Annotated in this window: 14 protein-coding genes; 2 read left to right on the top strand and 12 right to left on the bottom strand. The window is 55.4% G+C overall.

Annotated elements, in window-relative coordinates; genetic code table 11:
* Window positions 1-36: 36 nt before the first annotated feature.
* The 12 genes from ACVDG4_RS23495 to ACVDG4_RS23440 all read right to left on the bottom strand — a co-directional run bounded on the left by ACVDG4_RS23495 (window position 37) and on the right by ACVDG4_RS23440 (window position 16,822).
* The gene (locus tag ACVDG4_RS23495) at window positions 37-1,791 is read right to left on the bottom strand and encodes a hypothetical protein (protein ID WP_447236879.1); all 1,755 of its coding nucleotides are present in this window, start codon (window positions 1,789-1,791) and stop codon (window positions 37-39) included.
* Window positions 1,792-2,132: 341 nt separating this feature from the next.
* On the bottom strand, window positions 2,133-2,681 hold the full coding sequence (locus ACVDG4_RS23490) for an NUDIX domain-containing protein (protein ID WP_447236878.1): 549 nt from the start codon (window positions 2,679-2,681) through the stop codon (window positions 2,133-2,135).
* Between the two features lie 67 nt (window positions 2,682-2,748).
* Window positions 2,749-4,935, bottom strand: coding sequence for a glycosyltransferase (locus ACVDG4_RS23485; protein ID WP_447236877.1), 2,187 nt, complete (start codon window positions 4,933-4,935; stop codon window positions 2,749-2,751).
* Complete coding sequence (locus tag ACVDG4_RS23480) at window positions 4,932-5,918, bottom strand: NAD-dependent epimerase/dehydratase family protein (RefSeq protein ID WP_447236876.1); 987 nt, start codon at window positions 5,916-5,918, stop codon at window positions 4,932-4,934. Before ACVDG4_RS23480 ends, ACVDG4_RS23485 begins: the two co-directional genes overlap by 4 nt.
* Complete coding sequence (locus tag ACVDG4_RS23475; RefSeq protein WP_447236875.1) at window positions 5,915-9,583, bottom strand: rhamnan synthesis F family protein; 3,669 nt, start codon at window positions 9,581-9,583, stop codon at window positions 5,915-5,917. The genes ACVDG4_RS23480 and ACVDG4_RS23475 overlap by 4 nt, the downstream gene beginning before the upstream one ends.
* Before the next feature lie 78 nt (window positions 9,584-9,661).
* Window positions 9,662-11,068: an ABC transporter ATP-binding protein gene (locus ACVDG4_RS23470; RefSeq protein ID WP_447236874.1), complete on the bottom strand. Its 1,407-nt coding sequence runs from the start codon at window positions 11,066-11,068 to the stop codon at window positions 9,662-9,664.
* Complete coding sequence (locus ACVDG4_RS23465; RefSeq protein WP_447236873.1) at window positions 11,058-11,882, bottom strand: ABC transporter permease; 825 nt, start codon at window positions 11,880-11,882, stop codon at window positions 11,058-11,060. The genes ACVDG4_RS23470 and ACVDG4_RS23465 overlap by 11 nt, the downstream gene beginning before the upstream one ends.
* A gap of 211 nt (window positions 11,883-12,093) precedes the next feature.
* Entirely contained in the window at window positions 12,094-13,146 is a 1,053-nt protein-coding gene (rfbB, locus tag ACVDG4_RS23460; protein ID WP_447236872.1) for a dTDP-glucose 4,6-dehydratase, read from the bottom strand.
* Window positions 13,147-13,182: 36 nt separating this feature from the next.
* Window positions 13,183-14,064 carry a glucose-1-phosphate thymidylyltransferase RfbA gene (gene rfbA / locus ACVDG4_RS23455; RefSeq protein ID WP_447236871.1) on the bottom strand — a complete coding sequence of 294 codons (882 nt, stop codon included), beginning with the start codon at window positions 14,062-14,064 and terminating at the stop codon, window positions 13,183-13,185.
* Complete coding sequence (gene rfbD, locus ACVDG4_RS23450) at window positions 14,064-14,960, bottom strand: dTDP-4-dehydrorhamnose reductase (protein WP_447236870.1); 897 nt, start codon at window positions 14,958-14,960, stop codon at window positions 14,064-14,066. Before rfbD ends, rfbA begins: the two co-directional genes overlap by 1 nt.
* A 4-nt stretch (window positions 14,961-14,964) precedes the next feature.
* Window positions 14,965-15,543: a dTDP-4-dehydrorhamnose 3,5-epimerase gene (gene rfbC, locus ACVDG4_RS23445; RefSeq protein ID WP_447236869.1), complete on the bottom strand. Its 579-nt coding sequence runs from the start codon at window positions 15,541-15,543 to the stop codon at window positions 14,965-14,967.
* A gap of 250 nt (window positions 15,544-15,793) precedes the next feature.
* Complete coding sequence (locus ACVDG4_RS23440) at window positions 15,794-16,822, bottom strand: hypothetical protein (protein WP_447236868.1); 1,029 nt, start codon at window positions 16,820-16,822, stop codon at window positions 15,794-15,796.
* Window positions 16,823-17,266: 444 nt separating this feature from the next.
* Here ACVDG4_RS23440 and ACVDG4_RS23435 point away from each other — a divergent pair, with 444 nt between their 5' ends.
* Window positions 17,267-19,018, top strand: a complete 1,752-nt coding sequence (locus ACVDG4_RS23435) for a type I secretion system permease/ATPase (protein ID WP_447236867.1) — start codon at window positions 17,267-17,269, stop codon at window positions 19,016-19,018.
* A 12-nt stretch (window positions 19,019-19,030) separates the two neighbouring features.
* A complete protein-coding gene (locus ACVDG4_RS23430; RefSeq protein ID WP_447236866.1) occupies window positions 19,031-20,329 on the top strand; it encodes an HlyD family type I secretion periplasmic adaptor subunit in 1,299 nt (432 codons plus the stop codon).
* Window positions 20,330-20,394: the final 65 nt, after the last annotated feature.

Raw genomic sequence — 20,394 nt, 5'->3', positions numbered from 1 at the left:
AGAATGGCTAAGGAAACGTTCGTCTAATCAATCCTATCAGACGAAGTCGACATAGTAGGCGACGCCTTCATCATTGAACTGCGGGAGATTGGTGTTAATGCTCTCGCGTTCTTCTGGGTTTGCGGTATAGACGTGCCCGCCGGTTTCCGTGTTGAAGAACCGGAACAGCTCGGTGTTGGAGCCATTGTCTTCCGCAAAAGCGTAGTAGGCAATGCCTTCATAATTGAGTGACGGGCTGTTTTCGATAAGGTTCAACCGCTCATCCGCGCTCGCTGTGTAGAAATGCGTGCCTGAGTCCGTGTTGAAGAACCGGTAAACGGCGATGCCTGTGTCGGCGTTGGCGTCGGTGCTGAACACAGCGCCTTCGAAGCTCATTGCCTCATTGTTGGCGATCACATAGTCCTTTTCCTCCGCACTTGCCGTGAAGAAATGTGTGCCAGTTTCGGTGTTGAAGAAGCGGAAGATTTCCGAAGTGCCCGTGTCCGAGACTGGATCACAGCTGTAGTCCGCAATTGCAAACAGGCCGTCTTCGAACTTCACAAACTCAATATCCCGCAAAAGATCCCGTTCACCGAAGTCGCCGACAGCAATAAGATCGTTGCAATCATCGACAAAGACATCGTTGACCGACCCTTGGGCATAGTAGATATCGTTGCCCGCGCCGCCGACCACATAGGAGGCAAGGCCCGTGTCATAGAGTTTGTCGTGGCCGTCGGTTCCAGCTTGCTGGTTCAAGATCCGCAGGCCGCCTTCATTCGGTAGAACAATGATCGTGCCGCCGGTTACGCCATCAAGACCAAGCTGCGTTTCGAACGTTCCGTCGTTATCCAGGTCCATCTCAAGGGTCGACCCGGTGCCGTTGGCTGTCAGCTTGACTTGGTTCGCATTCGAGATGCCGCCGATATCGATTTTCTCGCCGTATTCGTAGTCGGTGATCTTTTCACCAGCGGCGATATCGCCGTCCAAGAACACGAAAGTGTCGTCGCCTTCACCACCCGTCAGCGTATCGGCATCGGCACCTCCGCGCAGCGTATCGTTGCCGGTTCCGCCGTTCAGCGTATCTGCTCCTTCTTCACCGGCCAGGTAGTCATTGTCCGCACCGCCGTTCAAGGTGTCGTTGCCAATGCCGCCATGAAGCTCGTCATCACCGGCATCGCCATTCAGTGTGTCGTTGCCACGGCCACCGCCGATCAGATCCGGCCCGTCGCCACCATTCAACGTGTCGTCGCCATCACCGCCGATGATCGTGTCGGCTCCGGCTGCGGCAAAGACAACATCATTGCCCGCAAGTGCAAAAATGATGTCGAGACCATCCGTGCCTTCATGGAAGCCGATGTCTTCCAGATCGATCATCGTCGCCTCGGTCACCTCCGGTTCGACATATGTCACGCTGGTTTGTGCGGCCTGTTTGATTTTGATCGTTGTTGTCGGGGTCGTGCAGCAATTGGCATCGACCTGAAGCTGGCCGCGCTTGTCTCCATCAAGAATGATCGTGCGGTCAACAGTCCCGTCTTTGTCGAGGTCAAGCTTAAGCCGCGTCTGATTGTTGGTGGCGTCATATTCAAGCGTGACGTTTCTCGGTCCGAGCCGCACACCCGTGATGTCGATCTCTTCTTCGAACTCGTAATCGGTGATCCGGTCACCATCATCGAGCGTCTCTCTATTGAAGTCGTTCGGGTAGTCTGTGTGGAATGAGAACTGGTCTTTACCTGCCCCACCCGTCAGAACATCTGCACCTTTTGTGCCGGATACATAATCGTCTTCGTCTGTTGGTGTATTTGTGTTCGGCATTTTCTCCTCCTATGTTTGGAATACAATAGGAGAGTACACGAATACCGGTATTATTCTGTGCTTTGGATCACGAATTTACTTAACGGAATATTCGTAGTTTTCGCAGGAGCAATGGCTGTGAATAGATGGCTCTCGCCCCTTTTTGCAGCTCATCATCCCGGGCGCCGCAAAGCGGCCGCCCAAAGCTTGGAACATGATACGGCCCACGCTCAGGGCCGGAGAGGCAGGCTGGTAGGAATGCAGGCCATGGGCCGGATTGGCCGCGGCAGGTCACAAGGCCTGGCCAGCCGCGATACGCCGCTTGAGTGAGCCACTCGAAAGGCGCCCCAACCGGAACGGGCTTATGCTCCGGATTGTTCAGACAAGCTGAAGAGACCAAGCGCGGCGACCGTTGGGGCGTCCTTGATGTCGCCTGAGCGGATCATGTTGGTGATCTCTGCGCGGGTGAATGCAGCCGTTTCCATATCCTGCTCGGTATTCTCGCGGCTGGCCTCGCCGAGCGTCAGCCCTTCGGCGAGATAGACGTCAAATCCCTGATTGGAAAAGCCATAGGCTTCGAAGAGATGGCCAAGCTTCGTCAGGGACGTGGCCTTGAAACCGGTTTCCTCTTCCAATTCGCCAAGCGCCACCTGTTCAAGATCCGCGCTCTGTACGCTCTCCCAGGATCCTTGCGGAAACTCCCAATACCGGCCGCCAACCGGGTAGCGGTATTGCTCAACAAGCTGAAACCGGCCATCGTCATGCCGAGGGATGATCAGCGCGAAATCCGGCTTGTCGACAACGCCATAGATGCCGTCCGATCCATCCGGAAACCGCACCGCGTCCACGTGAACCTGCATCCACCGGTTCTTGTAGACGGTCTTGCGGGAAAGCTTGCGGATCATGCTCATGTGCAAATCCAAGTGCTGCAGCGGCGATCATCAGACGGGCGGGTCCCTAGCAACGTTCGACGCGGCTTTAAGCCGCCGCCCCGGTAATTCGCTGCATGAGTTTTTCGGCAGTGACCTCCAGCGCAAACTTGTCATCGAACAAGACCCGGGCTGCCTGTCCGTATTGACCGGCCAGCTGTCTGTCCGTCAGCAGCTGGCCCAGGGCATCCGCCAGCATTTCCGGCTGGCGCGGCGGCACAAGACGCCCCGTCTTGCCATCCAGGATCGCTTCCCGGCACCCATCCGCATCGGTGGAGACGATCGGCATGCCAAAGGCCATGGCGTTCAACAGTGCAAGCGGCAGACATTCCATAGTCGAAGACTGCACATAGACTGAGGCACCTGCATAGTGCGCCGCCAGCTCATCCGGCGGCAGGTTCGGGATCAACTGAACACTGCCGCGCAGGTCGTCCTGAAGCACGCGAACCAGCAGATCCCGGCTCAGCGCATTCATCGCCGGCGAATGCGCCCCGATGATGTGAAGTTCCGCGTCCAAGGGGATCCAGCCGTTTTTCCGGCCAAGCGCAAAGGCTTCAATCAGGCTACGGGTGCCCTTGCGCGGGCCCGTCGACTGGACCGACAAGATCACCGGCTTGCCGCCGGCAGCATCTGTTTCGGCAAACCCATCGGGGCGGCCGCATGTCTTGTCGAAGCCGCTCCAATAAAAGACTTCGCCGTCATAACCCTCGTCCGCCCATTTCTGGCGTGTTGCGTCCGAGCCGAAAAGGAACGTCAGATTGCCCGCCTTGGACCGCGCTTCCAACCGCGCCAGCATTTTGCCAGACCGCATAACAAGCGAAGGTTCATAGGTTTCGTGAATGTACCAGAAGGCCGGGCCGGACCATTTTTCAAGAAGCGGCAGCGCCAACGGCCAGCTGGCGAAAGAATTGATCAAGAGTGGGCCCTTGCCGGAAATTTTGGACCTGTAGCGCCACAACCGGAGCCGGGCACCAGTACCCCCAGCCACACGCGAGGACAGCGACAGTAGAGGTTTCATGAAGCTCGGAATTCGCGGATCGTTTGACAGCCGCTGAAGAAAATTGCCGGCCCGGCGCAGCAATCGGGACAACCGTCCGTCGGTCACGACCGGACTGTTCATTTTGGCGTAGTCATCGATCAGTGGACCATCACCGAGGCTGATTACCTTGGTTGCTGCTCCCATCCGATGAAGTGCGGAGGCAACGTCCCTCAGAAGTACGGGAGCACCGGTCCGGCTGAGCTCATGGCTGATCAAGGTTAGGACAGGTTTCTTTCGCTCTGCACCCGGAGACCGGGACAACAAAGGAGCTGCAGCACCGGAACTGTCAGAAGCCCTCTTCGCATTTAAGATGTCCGGATCGTACATCAGGCTTGCCACTGCCTTTTCTAGGTGCGGCGGCCAGGGTACGACGGCAAGTGAATAACAATCGCGGTCAATAGCCGGAGCTATCGGATTAGCCGGCGGGTTTTCAGCAGCGCTTTTCAGGTATTTCCAAATAATATTCGCAACTTCGTTCGTGATCAGATCGTCGCTTTCGCCGATCGTATTTGTGGCATGGACCCGGTACGCATAGAGCCTGTCACGGATCAGCACCGGTTCTTCTACCGCGCTCGCCCGTAGCATAAAATCGAGATCGTGCGCATAACGGTAATTCTCAAAAACACCGATGTCTTCCATCAACGAGCGGTGAAAAACAAAGTTTCCGGTCGACACACCTATGTTGTAACGCAACAGCAGTGACGAGATGTTCGGCGCTTGGTCCAGCTCCTGCATTTTCAGGTCGGAATACCAATGCCGCCAACGGTGATCGGCCGGCAAGGGCTTCCCGTCATCGTCGATTGGGTCCACATACGTGCAGACAAACCTAGCCTTGTGTGCCATGGCCGTTTCGACACACCGGCGAATCCGGCCGGGGAGGAAATAGTCGTCCGAATTCAGGATCGCGAGATACTCACCCGTGGCTTTCGCAAGCCCTTCATTGATTGTGTAATGGGCGCCCTTGTTCTCCCGGCCGCTCATATGGATTGTGAGGCCATCTTCGGTCTCCAGCCCGTCGACCGTCCGTTTCAAAACATCAAGGCTGTCATCCTTCGAGCCATCGTCAATGACGATGATTTCCAGGGGACGCCAATCCTGCTTCACAATCGACATCAAGGCTTCGGCCACATAATGCGCGTGATTGTAGACCGGCATCACAACCGAAACCAAGGGAGTGGCAGAGGTGGATTTCGTCATTGATCAGCTGGGTCCAGCAGGGTCGAAAATAGGGTGGAAGACTGGCGCAGATCAGACAGCATGCGCGCATATCCTTCAGGGAACGTCAGGCTAGGTTGCCAATTCAGAACAGACCGTGCTTTTGAGATATCAAGGACGCTGACCGGAATGTCGAAACTGCGGCCGTCCTGATAGGTCACGATAGGCTCCAGGTCCAGGTCATTGCGCAGGACGTCCAGGATCTCATTCAAGGAGACGCCTGCCCCGCTGCCTATGTTGAACACCGGTTGGCCTGCTGCTGAGATTGCATCTTCCGGTGCATCGGTCAGAGCAACCATGGCGGCGGCCAGATCCGCGATATGGATGTAATCGCGCACCACGCTGCCATCGCCCCAGATGGAAATCGGCTTTCCATCGAGCGCCTGAAAGATAAACGTGCTGGCCGCGCCCTGGCGTTTTGCCGGGTTCTGGCCTGCACCATAAGGATTTGAGATCCGCGCGATCCGGCAGTCGACATCATGCGACTTGCGGTAATAACCAAGATAGATCTCCGCAGCCGCTTTCGACGCGCCGTAGGCGTTGGTCGGATTGAACGGATGCTCTTCATCCACTGGCGTGCGGGTGATCGGTCCGTAGACCGTTCCGCCGGACGAGGAAAAGATCACCTTGGTATTGATCCCGGCCGCCTTGCGGGCACGCAGGATTTCCAAAAGGGAAACCATCTCACGTAGGTTCGCATCAAGATCCGTAACCGGATCGGCATCCGCTGTCGCCGGAATCGTCGTCCAGGCGTAATGGTGAATCGCATCGACACCGTCGACCAGCCTCATCCAGTCGACCGGGCTCTCACCCACCTTGCGGAATTCGGCCGGCAACACCGTGCGCATGTCGTCTGACGGTTCGACGACATCAGCAAGGATCACGGTATCTCCGCGCTGGTGCAAGGCCAGCGCAACGTGGCGGCCGATAAACCCGCACCCGCCGAGGATCAGGTGCACACTCATCGCTGAACCTCAGGCAAATGGGTTGTGGCGTAACCAAATCCTGCCTGTTCAACAGCAAACGGCATGACACGTTCGATGGCATGCAAGAGCGTACCGTCTTCCGGCAACGGCTCAAGCGGGTAATCCTCCCAGCGGAGGCGAAGATCAAACAACGGCTTCAGCGCATCGCGGCGGGCCCAAAACATCGTTCCCACGGGCCATTCAAAGGAATTCGGCAATGGCAGAGTCCGACCCATTTTTCTCGCAAGATCTTCACCAATCTCAAAGTTCTTGTCCCAGCCGACCAGATGCGGATCTTCAGGGAACACCAAACCAAGTTCTGGATCGGCTTGAAAGGCCGCAAGACAGGCATCCGCCGCCGCATTTTGCCCACCGATAAGATGTTCCCAAAGAAAGTTGCGCCATGTATCTCCCATGGCCGCGTCCACATGCGGGGATTTCTTGCCGTGGACATGACCGATTACATCGTATTGTTGCAAAAGATTTTGGTCGAGCCCGCTCAGGAACGGGCCAATATCCCGCCCGGCATTCCGCACTACCTCTACCGAGACCGTTCCGGCCAGGTCGGCATTCGACAAAGCCTGCATTGAGTAATCTGCCCGCTGCTCATCAGGCACCGTAATGACAACATCGACCTTGCTGGCGTTCTTCTGAAGCCGATCCAGAAAATCATCAATCAGATCGACATAATAAAAATGCCCATGCAACAGGGTTTTAAGTTCCGCCGGTTCGGGTTTTTTCCCCGGAAGCGAAATAACGTTATGGGTCCAGCGGCCGCTTTTCTTACCGTTCTCAAGCCAGTCTGCCAGAGGATCTCGAGGGTTGTCAGGGCCCATTTGGTCTTCGAAGTAGATCAGTGGATTAAACCCGACGAGAGGTCTTCGCAGATCGGTCGGTATAAACTTTGCCCCGACAGCCCGGGAAACGCGGGACCGCAAGAGATACGTATGCAAAAAATCCTGAGGATATTTGTCTGCGGAATTGCTACCGCCAAAAACATCGTCCCTAAATGCAGGAGGCTCTGCGCCGCGGATCAGCTGATAATCTTTGTCGATCAGTTCAGCATCTTGCATTGCTTGCACGCCGATCTGGATGAGTTTTTCGGCGTATGCGCCTAAATCCAAATGGCTCTGCGCCAGATCCTTGCAGCTTCTTGAAGTAGACTCATAGATATCTGTGTCATCGGCAAGGCGATGCATTGATGCGATTAGCGCGTCGAGATCAAGATACGGCGAGACAAGACCTGCAGTCGTTGGTTCAGAAGACAATACATCCGCAATACTGCTGCCGCTTTCAAAACAAAGTACGGGTTTGCCAGCACGCGCGGCGGAGACCGCTATTCTCGACATCGCATCGATCGGGGCTGTCAGGACGAAAGCATCGGCCAGCTTTATACCCGTTTCAATTGCTGTGCCTGCGCTTACGATCCGGCAACGGTCTTCAAGTCCACCTCTCCGGATTTGCTCTGCAACCATTGCAGAATAAGCACTTCCGACATCGGCCGGCCTGTCCGTGAGCCAGACGAACTTCAGCTGTCGTCCTCCCGGCGTGGTCGTACCTGCCTTCACGGCTAAAGCCAGGAATGTTTCAATTCCAGATTGAAGCTCAAGATCACCAGAACCAATGACAATAAAATCATTGCTTTCCGTCCCTGCACGGATGCGGGCTTGCAACGCGGGTTCTGCAGCCGGTTGCTGCCCATCCGGGTTTTCAAGAGCCGGAAGGGCGAGAATGTCCTTCTGGCGGCGCGACAGATAAGGATGCTCGACCTCAAAAGACGCGGCTACGGTTTTGGATGGGAATACAAGCCGGTGCGCCCAAGGCAAGAATTCATATGCACTTCCGAACGGACGAACAGAAGATGAGAATTGATCAACGAGCTGCACAACACCCAGACCAGCTGCTGCCAGTCCTCGGACATTTATCCGGCTTTTCAAAGATGAGACAATCGCAAACTCAGGATGGAACTCCGTGACAATACGCGCCAGAACCTCGTTCCGGTCCACAGCTTGCATGTCCTCCTCTTTAGGAAGCTCGACGACCGTAACTTCATTATTTGTGAAAGTCTTTGCCTGTTTGTCGTCTGGCTGAAGCAAAACGATGACGTCTTTCACCGCGTTCAATTCTTTCACAAGGTTAAGCGCAAAATCCATTTCTGCCGCTGAAAGCTCTGGTTCGATGAGCAGCAATATCCGGGCTCTTCCCGTGTTCGGCACAGCCGGGAGTGTCATCCGTTTTGCAGGTGCCACACAGTTGCGGCCTTCTGCCTGGCCATACAGGACAAAATGACGAAGGAGTCCGAATCCAGTTTTGGCAACATCCGGATTGCGACGGGCATAATAGTCTGGATCAAAGAACAGAGAGGGGGCCTGACGCTGATCTTCCCCAGTCTGCAAATAATGTTCGAGTGGATCTTGCCCTGCGGATATTGCCTGATCTGTCAGCGCATAGAAGGTCTCATCAAACAGCCCGCTGACGCGTATCGCTTCGATCGCCGGATCAGTTTCGATGTTCGGCACCCCGACCAGTTTTCCGAAGATCTTTGACTGAAGGCGCTTGCCCGCCCGGAGCGCAAGCTCCTTGTAATTTGCGTTGATGGTGCCGGACTGTATGAGGTTGGCAAACTGGCGTTTGAGGATGGCGCGATCCTGAAGCGCCTGCGGATTACCGGCATTGTAAAGCAAGTTCAACGCGTCGTTGATTTCCTGGAGATCAAGACTGATTGAACCGCCGGTGTTGATAGCGAGCCGGTCCCACTTCAGAGCCTTTGGCTTCAAACCTTGTTGCTCCTGCAACAGAGCATCCCGGTCCCGAGTCATGGCACCCAATTGAAGATTGGTCTCATGCAGCCGGTCGAGGATGTCCTCGCCCCAGCGCTGCTTGTCATCCAGGCGGATGGCACGGATATGGGCATCGCCCAAAAGCGAGAAGTAACCCCGCACCGTTGCGACAGTGTCGTCATCATTGGCACTGCTGAACAACAACGCGAGCAGCGGATCAAGCTTTTCCAATGGCTGGCTGCCGGTGTACGCCACGCCAAGGCCATTGGAATGCAGGAATTCGAAAGTCGGGCATTTGGCCTTGATTTCCTGGAAATACTGCCAGACCCCAAAATCTTCGCGGTACACATTGGTATCGTGGAAAAGAACGATACAACGGTCGCTCATCTTCGGCAGGTAGGTCTCGAAATCTTCGCGCACGGCTTCATAGGTATGCAGACCATCAATGTGCAGGAGATCGACACTGCTGTCGTCAATATGGGCCAAGCCGTCAGCAAAGCTCATACGTAGAAGACGCGAGAAATGGCCGAACCTCGGATCGTGCCAGGATTTCAGATCCGCATAAACATCTTCCCCATAAAGACCGGCTTGCTCGTCGCCGAACCAGTGATCAATGCCGAAACACTCGGTGTTCAACTGATACTTCATAACTGATTGTGCAAAGGTGCAGTAAGAATTGCCGGTGTGAACACCGAGTTCAACAAAGCGGCGCGGTTCGGACACCGCCATAATCCAGGCAGCAAACGGCAGATGTCCGGCCCAGGAATCCGGAAACACCAACCGTTCCGGGATTGTCAGGGCCGGGTCCAGTCCTCGTTTGCTGGCACAGATAGCCTGCCAAAGTGTTGTGCTGCCTTCGGAAGAAGATCCGGCCGGTTTTGTCATTGTGTTGCTCAAGTTCCACGCGCTCTGAAAATCCGTGCAAACCACAGCACAGCTTAAGATCTCATGCGCTTTTAAAGACTAATCGCCGGGATTGCCATTGGCTGTGACCAAAGAAATATCCAGCATCGGAATTCCCATAAGCCCACTAACGGTCTGGCTTGAGTGCGATTTGAAGATCAATGCATCATGCATCCAGTGATGCTGCACGTGGTCTTCCTGGGTTCCGTCCGCCACAGCAACGGCGATCACGTAAGATCCTTTTGGCAAGACCGGCATCGGGAAGCGAAACTTCGCAGAGAAGGTTGTGCCGGCCTTGATACTGACACTTGACGTGCCGTTTTCCTGAGACGTGGTTAGGTATGTGTTGTCGCCAAAGAGCGCCTGGCCGAGCCGGTCCTTGATATAGAAGCCAACGATCGGTTGATCCAGATCCTTTTCCGCCTTGATTTCGCAGGACAGGATCGTCTCTTCACCACCGATGATCCAGCGGTATGGCTTGCCTTGCGGGTCGGTAAACCGAACATCGGTTATCCGGGCGCCCCCCGCACCAAAATCGCCACCGTTGTTCTCCTTGAAGGCAAAAACCTCCAGATCGTTGCGCAAATTGCTGGCATTCACCCAGCCGCTACGGCTGTCAATCCAGTCTTCCGGAGGCACAATCAGCCTGTCGTCCGAGGCAGAAGCGTTTTTTTCATCGCCTGTTGCACCGCTGTCAGCTTCCTCGGACGGTTGAGCATCATCCTGGAACATTTCGCCGAAATAGAGTTCGCAGACCGCCTTGGCGCTGCCTTCCGCCTTGAGTTCACCGCCATCCAGCCAGATCGCCCTGTCACAAAGACCAATGACGGCCGCAGTATCGTGGCTAACAAAGAGGATCGTGCCGTTTTCGCGAAATTTTCTCAAATACCGCATGCATTTCTGGCCGAAAGCGGCGTCACCTACCGCCAAAGCTTCATCAATCACCAGAATGTCGGCGTCGACATGGGCAATAACTGCAAACGCCAAACGCACGAACATTCCGCTGGAATATGTCTTAACAGGCTGTTCAATAAACTGGCCAATATCAGCAAAGGCGACAATATCTTCGAACCGATCATCGATTTCTGCCTTGCTCAGCCCGTACAAAGCGGCGTTAAGATAGACATTTTCCCGGCCGGTGAAATCGGGGTTGAAACCTGCGCCGAGCTCCAGAAGAGCGGCCACCCGACCATGAATATTGACGTTGCCTTCGGTCGGCGTCAGCGTGCCGCAGATCAATTGCAACAGCGTTGATTTTCCAGAACCGTTGCGGCCGATGATGCCGACTGCCTCCCCCTTGGCGACGTTGAAAGACACGCTTTCCAGTGCAGTGAAGCGCGTATGATACTTGCGCTTACCAAAGCTGACCAACTCGGCAAGCCGGTGGATCTGGCGAGTGTACAGACGGAACTTTTTCGTCAGTCCGGAGACTTCGATGACGTTTTGTTTTTTGGTGTCAGAGGACATCGGAAAATCCTCGTCTCATGCGCTGGAACGCGGCAAAACCGGCGGCAGCGACGCCAAGCGAAACAACATAATAAATGGCAAGCCCCGTCCAATCCGGCGCCGTGCCGGTGAAGACCACGTGGCGGGACTGCTCAATGATGAAGGTCAGCGGATTGAACATAAATATCGGCCAAAGATGGTCCGGCAGCATCGAGAGCGGATAGAAAACAGGCGACATAAACAGCAGAACGGTCGCCGCAAGGCCCATAAGCTGGCCGATATCGCGAAGATACACCGATGCGCCTGCAATCAACCACGAAATGCCACACAACAGAATTGTAAACGGGAGTATGATAACCGGCAGCCAGAGAGTGCCAATTGATATTGACCCGGTCACAAACAGCTTAAACGCCAGGAAAATAAACAATCCGACGAAGTACTGAAGCAGTGCGGTAGAAACGACCATTACCGGAAAAATCTCAAGCGGAAAGACCAGACGCTTCACCATATTGGCGTTAGAGACAATGATGCTCGGCGCCCGGGTAATGACCTCCGAAATAAAACTGTGCGTGATCAATCCGATAAAAAGGGTCAACGCAAATCCAAGAGTACCGTCGGTTGCCGGCGCCCCCTTGGCCGCCCATCGCATTTGGAAGACCGTACCGAACATGAAAGTGAAGATGGCCAGCATCAGGAGCGGAACAAAGAACGTCCACGCGAGCCCCATGACGGAACCGCGGTAACGGCCCAGCATGTCCCTTTGGAACAGTGGTGCAGCAATATTCATATATTGATTGAATTTGCTTGCTGGTGTGGTCTTGCCTGCCAAGGTCATTCACCAGTTCCTGGAGATTTTTTTATCAGTTTCATTCGGACTGTTTTCGTAGTTTATGCGGGTTCTGCGCGGAATACGGTATCAATCGGAAGATCTCAAGTATGTTCCGATGGCACGACCCGTTTCCGGCTATGGCGCAGCCACTAGATTTGCAAAATGGCGGAAGCATGTTGCCATCCGCCATTCTTGAAAGTCTGTCTGTTGGCCCGGATTACTTCACCAGTCCAAGGCGTGTTCCGGAGTAGACCTTGTTGCGGAGCGGGCCCCACCACCAGTCGTTTTCCAGATACCACTTGATGGTCTTCTCAATGCCAGTATCGAAGTTTTCTTCCGCGCGCCAGCCAAGTTCGGTTTCCAGTTTGGTCGCATCGATCGCATAGCGCGCATCGTGGCCCGGGCGGTCTTCGACGTAGGTGATCAGGCGTTCGTGCGGCGCGGTCTTTGGGCTGTGCTTGTCGAGGATCGCGCAAATCGTCTTGACCACGTCGAGATTGGTGCGCTCGTTGCGCCCGCCAACATTGTATTTCTCGCCAAGACGACCCTTGGAGACGATCGTGTAAAGCGCCTTTGCGTGATCATCAACATAGAGCCAGTCGCGCACATTCATGCCCGTGCCGTAGATCGGCAGCGGCTTACCGTCGAGCGCGTTCAGGATCATCAGCGGAATGAGTTTTTCCGGGAAGTGATACGGGCCGTAATTGTTGGAGCAGTTGGAGAGGACCACCGGAAGGCCATAGGTCCGATGCCAGGCGATCGCCAAATGATCACTCGCGGCCTTGGAGGCAGAGTAGGGTGAGGACGGATCGTATGGGGTGGTTTCCTTGAAGAGGCCATCGTCGCCGAGCGATCCGTAGACTTCATCGGTGGAGACGTGCAGGAAGCGGAAGGTGTCTTTCTTTTCGCCTTCCAGGCTGTTCCAGTAGGCGCGCGCGGCTTCTAGCATCGCCATTGTGCCGACCACGTTGGTCTGAACGAACTCGGCAGCGCCGGTGATCGAGCGATCCACATGGCTTTCGGCCGCAAGATGCATGATGTAGTCCGGCTGGAACTCGGCCACCGCCTGGATCATCTCCGGCCCGGCGCAGATGTCTTCCTTCAGGAACTTGTGGTTCGGCGCATTGTCGACCTCACGCAAGGAATCCAGATTGCCGGCATAGGTCAGCTTGTCGATGGTCAGGACCTCAGCCCCGACATTGCGGACAAGATGGCGGACCACTGCGGATCCGATGAAGCCGGCACCGCCGGTGACAATTACACGCGTCATGATTTTACCTGAAACCCTTAAATCTCGATGGTGGCTTTAAAGCGCAGTCGTTCCGTCATCCGCAACCTTCTTGAGATATTTGCCGTAGGCTGTCTTCTGGAACATCTCGGCGAATTTCAAAAGCTCGTCCTTTGTCATCCAGCCGTTGAGATAGGAGATCTCCTCAATACAAGCGACGTTAAGACCCTGCCGCTTCTGGATGGTGCGCACGAACTCGCCCGCTTCCAGAAGGCTGTCATGGGTGCCGGTGTCGAGCCAGGCGTAGCCACGGGACATACGCTCCACGAAGAGATTGCCCGCTTCCATGTAGATCCGGTTGAGATCGGTGATCTCGTATTCCCCGCGCGCCGACGGCTTCAGGTTCTTGGCGTAGTCCACGACCTTGTTGTCGTAGAAATAAAGACCCGTCACCGCGAGCCGCGACTTCGGCTGGGCCGGCTTTTCTTCCAGCGAGATTGCCCGACCTTCTGAATCAAGTTCCGCCACGCCGTAGCGCTCCGGATCGTCGACTTCATAGGCAAAGACTGTAGCGCCTTCGGTGCGGCTGGTGGCGCGATCGAGCAAAGTGGTCAGGCCGGCACCATAATAGATGTTGTCGCCGAGGATCAGCGCCACATCATCATCGCCAATGAATTCTTCGCCGAGCGTGAAGGCCTGCGCCAGTCCATCCGGGCTCGGCTGGATTTTATAAGAGATCTTAAGGCCCAGCTGGCTGCCATCACCGAAAAGGCGCTTATAGCTGTCGATGAACTCCGGCGAGGAGATGATCAAGATCTCGCGGATCTTGGCGAGCATCAGAACCGACAGCGGATAATAGATCATCGGCTTGTCGTAAATGGTCATCAGCTGTTTGTTGACCGCGAGCGTTGCCGGATGAAGCCGGGTGCCGGACCCGCCTGCGAGAATAATACCCTTCATCACGATAAACCTTCTTGTTCGTCGCCCATCAGTTCCTCAACGGTGCTGGCCAAGGCGGCGCGCCATTGACAGGGCTCAATGCCAAAATCTTGGGTCAGCCTGGACGTGTCCAACGCGGAATTCGCCGGGCGTTTGGCTGGTGTCGGATAGTCCTTGGTCGGGATCGGAGCGACGGCTGGAACAGCCAGGCCACGCGCCTCTAGGAGACGGAAGATTTCCGAGGCAAAGCCGAACCAGGTCACAGCCTCATCGCCGCAGTAATGGTAGACTCCGCTTGGTGCGTCTTTTTCCTTGAGCTGGCGCAGGATGATCGCCTGAGCGGCCCGGGCAATGTCAGGTGCTGCGGTCGGGCAACCGGTCTGATCGTCCACCACACTGAGTTGCGGCCGGTCGGCCAGGCGGATCATCGTCTTGACGAAGTTGGCGCCAATTGCGGAAAACACCCAGGCGGTGCGCAGGATCACATGTCGGCAGCCTGAGGACTGGATCGCAAGTTCCCCGGCCGCTTTCGACGCGCCATAGACACCTTGCGGGTCAATCGGATCTGTCTCGACGTAGCGGCCGGTCTTGCCGCCATCAAAGACATAGTCCGTGGAGATATGAACCAGCGGAATGTCGAGCTCTTTTGCAGCCTCTGCAAAGGCGGCCGCGGCCAGACCGTTGACCTTGAACGCGGTCAAAAGATCGTCTTCGGCCTTGTCGACCGCTGTATAGGCACCGGAGCTGATGATCGCATCAAACCCGCCAGCACGGACATAACCGCTGATCTGATCGGCGGAGCTGAGATCGAGTTCAGAGCGGGAGGGCAAGACCAATTCAGTGCCGTCCGGCCAATCCAGCTTGGCCAAAGAGCCGCCAACCTGGCCCGTTCCGCCCGTGATCAAAATTCTCGTCATGATCTTACGGCTCGATCTCGACAAGGGTCATCGGAGTGCCGTCGTAGTCGAACGGAGAGTCGAAGTCGGCAAGCCCTGGATGCTTCGTGTCCTTGCCGCTGAGGATCGGCTCGGCTCCATCAGCGAGCGGCCAGTCGATGCCGATATCGGCATCACTCCACATCAGCCCAGCATCGTTGTGCGGGGCATAGTAGTTGGAGACCTTGTAGGTCACCTCGGTGTTATCTTCCAGCGTCACGAAACCGTGGGCATAACCAGCGGGAACCAGCAACTGATCGCCGTTTTCCGCAGACAGTTCCACGCCAATCCATTTGCCATAGGTCGGCGAGCCCTTGCGGATGTCGACGGCGACATCAAAGATCTTGCCCCGGATGCAGCGCACAAGCTTGTCTTGCGCAAAGGGTGGCGTCTGGAAATGAAGGCCGCGCAGTGTCCCGGTCGGCACGGACAGCGAGTGATTGTCCTGAACGAAGTCACAGGCAATCCCGAGCGGCTCCAGCTTTTGCTTGTTGTAGCTTTCGGTAAACCAGCCACGATCGTCACCAAAACGGCGTGGATGAATGAGTGTGACGTTTCCGCTCATATCTAAAGGTCGCTCACCTGAATTGGGATATTCAAAAGGCCATTGGGACAAGATGTGCTAGTGTCCGGTGTCTACCAACCGAATAAACCAACTATTATGAGCCTTCGGTGATCATCGGATTTTGCGGCCATCGCATACGATGATCACGGGGTGAGGTCAACGAATTTCGCGGTTTCCGTCAACCGAATGCGGGATTCGCCATTTTGTTTTTACTCAACAACGGCCGCCGACACTAATTGTCTCGTGGCGCTTAAGCCAGATCAACGTAATAGGCGACGCCCTCATACGTGTAATGGCCAAGGGTCGCGATGGTGTTGTCGCGTTCGGTTTCCGAAGTCGTATAAAAATGCGACCCGTTCTGGGTATTCAGAAACCGGTAAAGAGCTGTGCCGCCGCCATCAGCTGTCAGGCTGGCATAGTAGACAATGCCCTCATCTACGAATTGCGGCAGGTTATTGCGAATGTTCGCCGCTTCGTCAGCACTAGCTGTGTAAAAATGTATACCGTTTGAGTTATTATAGAACCGATAAACTGCCGCACCGCCGCCCGTTTCTGTCGCGTTTGAATCAAATGCATTGCCCTCATAGGTCATAGTCGGAGTGTTGGTGATGACCGAATTGCGCTCTTCAATGCTGGTAGTGAAGAAGTGCGAGCCCGTCAGCGTGTTGTAAAATCGATAGATTTGATAAGGGCTACCATCTGCATCGGCGGTATCGACAGGCAGAGTGACAAAGGTTTCCGAACCGGAATCGGAAACAGATGTATCGATCGTCGGTGTTCCGCCCGGATCTGTGGCGTGCCCGAACCAGACATGCGCAACGCCCTTGTGCATGCCGATACCAATCGCAAGCCAATCCTGCAGCCAAGGCGATTGATTGGTGATGACATCATTGTGCCCGGAGGATGATTGCCAATTCGCCAAAGCGTTGGCAGCCGTCATGATCGTGTTGGTCACAAAGGATCCGACATAACCGGTGCTGATTTCATAGCCATTGCTGGTGTAACTTGTTCCGATACGGGTGGGTGCATCCCACATATTGGTGTAGGTGCTTGAATCGGAGCTGCTATAAGGCGCGTCGCTCCAGGAATGCCCCTCATAGGCGCCGGTGTTGTAGACGGTATCCAGCACATGCCGTCCGGCGGTCGCCGTAAGCCCGGCGGAGAGGGGAATGGTGCTCAAACCGAGCGTCCCCCGATAGTCCATAATCAGATTGTAGAGCGTCAGCTCATCGCCATCGATGGTGTCTTCCGACGTATTCAAGTAATAATTTGTTGCCATGTTGAGACTCCATACCCCCGGAAATTGACAACCCCGGCGCAGTCACAGCCCAGTCACGCGAGCATTACAAACCCAAGCGCATTCCATGTCAAAAGGACTGTCAGCAAACTGCAACGAGATTGCAAGCGTGGAATACCTCAAGCTGTAGGGTTTCCGATTGCGCGCATTAACCCTTCTGTTAACCCTTTTCACATACTCAAGAGAGGGGCAACAACCCGGGTTTTGGCGCGTCTTAAACAGTGTCAGGAGAGCTGGCGCGTTGATTGACCCGGCGACAGTCACTTTACAGTCACAACCAATACTAATTCTTGAGACCATACGAAACCCGCCGGTGCTTTCATTGCATTGCCACATTTAATCTTATAAGAACGTCGGCAAATTGATTTCGGCAATTTGGCGCCGAATATGGTACGTTTCTTCAGCGAAGCAAAATTAGGAACCCAAATGGTATCGAAGACACCGCTCCAGGCCGCTTACGGCAAATTTCGAGCCATTATTTTCACAACTTTCGTCTTCAGTTTTTGCATCAACATGCTGTTGTTCGCTTCGCCGATCTACATGTTGCAGATCTACGATCGGGTCTTGGGAAGTCGTAACGAAACAACGCTTCTGATGATCTCGATCATCATCCTATTCCTGTTGATCATTTATGGCGTTCTTGAATTCATTCGCTCGCGCATGCTCGTGCGCGCCGGTCAGCAGTTTGACAACGTCCTTTCCGAGTCATTGTTCAGCCGTGCGGTCAAGCTGCGCCTCTCCAACCCGAAAGCTGGCGCCGAATTCATTCTGGCTGACGGCGACAAGATCCGCGAGTTTTTGACCGGCACAGGCATCCTGGCTTTCTTCGATGCACCGTGGACACCGGTCTTCATTGCGGTTTGTTTTATTTTCCATCCGTGGCTTGGCTTCGTCGCACTTGGCGGGGCACTGATCATCTTTGCACTCGCCATCATCAACGAGTTTGCAACCAGAAAGCCTTTGAAGGACGCGAACACGGCGTCCCAGGGCGCCAACCAGTTTGCTGGCGCCGTTCTTCAAAACGCCGAAGTCATCCGAGCGATGGGTATGGAAAAAGCCCTCGGTGACCGCTGGCGGGACCGCCACGGCTCCGTGCTCGGCGCGCAGGCCGATGCCAGCGACAAAGCCGGCGCGATCCTGACCTTCCAGAAGTTCTTCCGGATGACCATCCAGTCCGCCATTCTGGGTCTTGGTGGTTATCTCGCAATCAAGCAGGAAATTTCCCCCGGCATCATGATTGCTGCGTCGATCATGATGGGCCGCGCGCTTCAGCCGGTCGAACAGGGCGTCCAGCAGTGGAAGACGTTCGTTGCCGCCCGGCAGGCCCATGCCCGCCTCAAAGGCCTGTTCGACTCTGTCCCCGGTGATGAGCAGCGCACCGAGCTGCCGGACCCAAAAGGCGTCATCAATGCTGAAAACCTGTCTTCGGTTCTCCCGGGCACTCGCACTGCATTTCTGAAGAACCTCAACTTTCAGATCAACCCTGGCGAAACTATCGCGGTTATCGGGCCGTCTGGATCTGGTAAATCGAGCTTGATCCGCCACCTCGTTGGTGTTTGGCCGGCAGCTGTCGGTACAGTCCGGATCGACGGCGCGGACATTGCCCACTGGAACGCAGACCAGCTTGGCCAACATCTCGGCTACCTGCCACAGGAAGTCCGACTGTTCGCCGGCACGATCGCGGAAAACATTTCCCGCTTCACCGGCGGCGAATCCGAAGAGGTTGTCAAGGCCGCTCAGCTTGCCGGTGTGCACGACATGATCCTGCGCTTGCCGGACGGGTACGAAACCCAGGTCGGGGACAATGGACAGCAGCTATCCGGCGGTCAGCGCCAACGTGTTGGTCTGGCACGGGCGATGTTCGGCATGCCGCGAATTATGATTCTCGACGAGCCGAATTCAAACCTCGATAGCGATGGTGAAAACGCGCTTCTGGAAGCCATCAAGGCGATGAAAGAGCAGAAGATCACAGTTGTGCTCGTCACACATAAAACAAATCTCCTTGCCATATGTGACCGGGTTCTGGTGATGCGCGAAGGTCAGATGCAGGCTTTCACCACGCCTCAAGAACTCTTCAAGCCGGCCGCAGCCGGAAATGCACAAGCCCCGCAACCGGCGGCAACACCCGCCACTGTTCCGGTTGGCCAGGTCAAGGTTCCGGCCCAAAAGCCGGCGTAAAGAGTGATGACCATGAAACAAAAACGGAAAGCAAGCGCGAATCCGAGGCCGTTCATCATTGCGGGCTACGCGACGATCCTTCTGACGTTCGGCGTCGTCGGTGCATGGGCGGCGATCGCCAAGCTCGACAAAGCTGTCATCGCCTCCGGAGAAGTCGAGGTCGAGGCGAACCGCCGCGAAGTCCAGCACCTGGAAGGCGGCATCGTCATGAAAAAGGACGTCGCCGAAGGCCAGGTGGTCAAGGCAGGCGATGTGCTGATCGAACTGCGCGACGTTGAGGCGCGCGCCAACCTTCAGGTCGTCACGATCCGCCTGCGGATCGCTGAAGCTGTAGAGGCGCGGCTGAAGGCCGAACGCAATCTGGAAGACCACATTGAGTTCAAAGAGTCGCTGCTCGCCGACAAAACACCGGAAGTCGTCGATGCGGTCGCAGACCAGCAACGGATATTCGACGACCGGACCTCTATCTTGAAATCCCAGCAGGATATCCTGACCAACCGCGTGGATCAGTTGAAACGCGAAAAACTCGGTCTCGGCGAACAGAAAGAAGCCTTTGAAGCCCGCGCAAAAGTTCTGCTTGGGCGTCTTGATCGCCTGAGAGAAGGTCTGGAAAGCGGTTCGATCCAGAAGAACCTCTTTGCCACCTATGAAGACGAATACATCGAGGTAAAAGCCTTCGTTGCCAGCATGGACACCGAGATTGCTAAGGTCGAAAAATCAATCGGCGAAACCGAATTCCAGATGCTGCAAACGCGCCAGGAATTCCGGGAGCGCGCTTCGACCGAATACAAGGAAATCTACGGCCAGATCCAGGAACTGCGTGAACAGAGCAAGGTCGCTCAGGATATTTTGGACCGGACCAAGATCCGCGCGCCAATCGACGGTGTCGCTCAGAACATTAAGCTGAACGGTTTTGTAATCCAGCGCGGCCAGACGCTGCTTGAGATCGTTCCGGACACGGATGAGATGATCATCAACGCTCGCGTCCAGCCGCTGGACATCGACAGTGTGTCCGAGGGTTTGACTGCGGAAGTGAAGTTCACCTCCTTCCCGTCACGGCTGATGCCGATCATTGAAGGCGAAGTGCTGACCGTTTCTAGAGGCACTATCACCCCAGAAGACACACGGCAGAGCCCTTATTATCTCGCCCGCGTTCAGGTTAGCAAAGATTCGCTACCCGAGGATGTCCGCGGCCGCCTCAGCGCCGGTATGCCCGCTGATGTGTTGATCACTTCCGGTGAGCGTACGGTGGTCGATTACATGATCTCTCCGATCACGGATGCGATCTGGAAGAGCTTGCGCGAAGAATAAGCCGCGCGGATGGCTCACGACATTGAGAGCTCAAAACGGTGGCCCTTGGCCGCCGTTTTTTGTTT

Source organism: Roseibium sp. MB-4 (genome assembly GCF_053005265.1).
Note: the sequence above shows the minus strand (reverse complement) of the source record. Positions and strands in the feature narration are given on the sequence as shown.

Coding starts and splice junctions, on each gene's coding strand:
- ACVDG4_RS23495 (WP_447236879.1), bottom strand. CDS start 1,791: ATGCCGAACACAAATACACCAACAGACGAAGACGATTATGTATCCGGC.
- ACVDG4_RS23490 (WP_447236878.1), bottom strand. CDS start 2,681: ATGAGCATGATCCGCAAGCTTTCCCGCAAGACCGTCTACAAGAACCGG.
- ACVDG4_RS23485 (WP_447236877.1), bottom strand. CDS start 4,935: ATGACGAAATCCACCTCTGCCACTCCCTTGGTTTCGGTTGTGATGCCG.
- ACVDG4_RS23480 (WP_447236876.1), bottom strand. CDS start 5,918: ATGAGTGTGCACCTGATCCTCGGCGGGTGCGGGTTTATCGGCCGCCAC.
- ACVDG4_RS23475 (WP_447236875.1), bottom strand. CDS start 9,583: ATGACAAAACCGGCCGGATCTTCTTCCGAAGGCAGCACAACACTTTGG.
- ACVDG4_RS23470 (WP_447236874.1), bottom strand. CDS start 11,068: ATGTCCTCTGACACCAAAAAACAAAACGTCATCGAAGTCTCCGGACTG.
- ACVDG4_RS23465 (WP_447236873.1), bottom strand. CDS start 11,882: ATGACCTTGGCAGGCAAGACCACACCAGCAAGCAAATTCAATCAATAT.
- rfbB (WP_447236872.1), bottom strand. CDS start 13,146: ATGACGCGTGTAATTGTCACCGGCGGTGCCGGCTTCATCGGATCCGCA.
- rfbA (WP_447236871.1), bottom strand. CDS start 14,064: ATGAAGGGTATTATTCTCGCAGGCGGGTCCGGCACCCGGCTTCATCCG.
- rfbD (WP_447236870.1), bottom strand. CDS start 14,960: ATGACGAGAATTTTGATCACGGGCGGAACGGGCCAGGTTGGCGGCTCT.
- rfbC (WP_447236869.1), bottom strand. CDS start 15,543: ATGAGCGGAAACGTCACACTCATTCATCCACGCCGTTTTGGTGACGAT.
- ACVDG4_RS23440 (WP_447236868.1), bottom strand. CDS start 16,822: ATGGCAACAAATTATTACTTGAATACGTCGGAAGACACCATCGATGGC.
- ACVDG4_RS23435 (WP_447236867.1), top strand. CDS start 17,267: ATGGTATCGAAGACACCGCTCCAGGCCGCTTACGGCAAATTTCGAGCC.
- ACVDG4_RS23430 (WP_447236866.1), top strand. CDS start 19,031: ATGAAACAAAAACGGAAAGCAAGCGCGAATCCGAGGCCGTTCATCATT.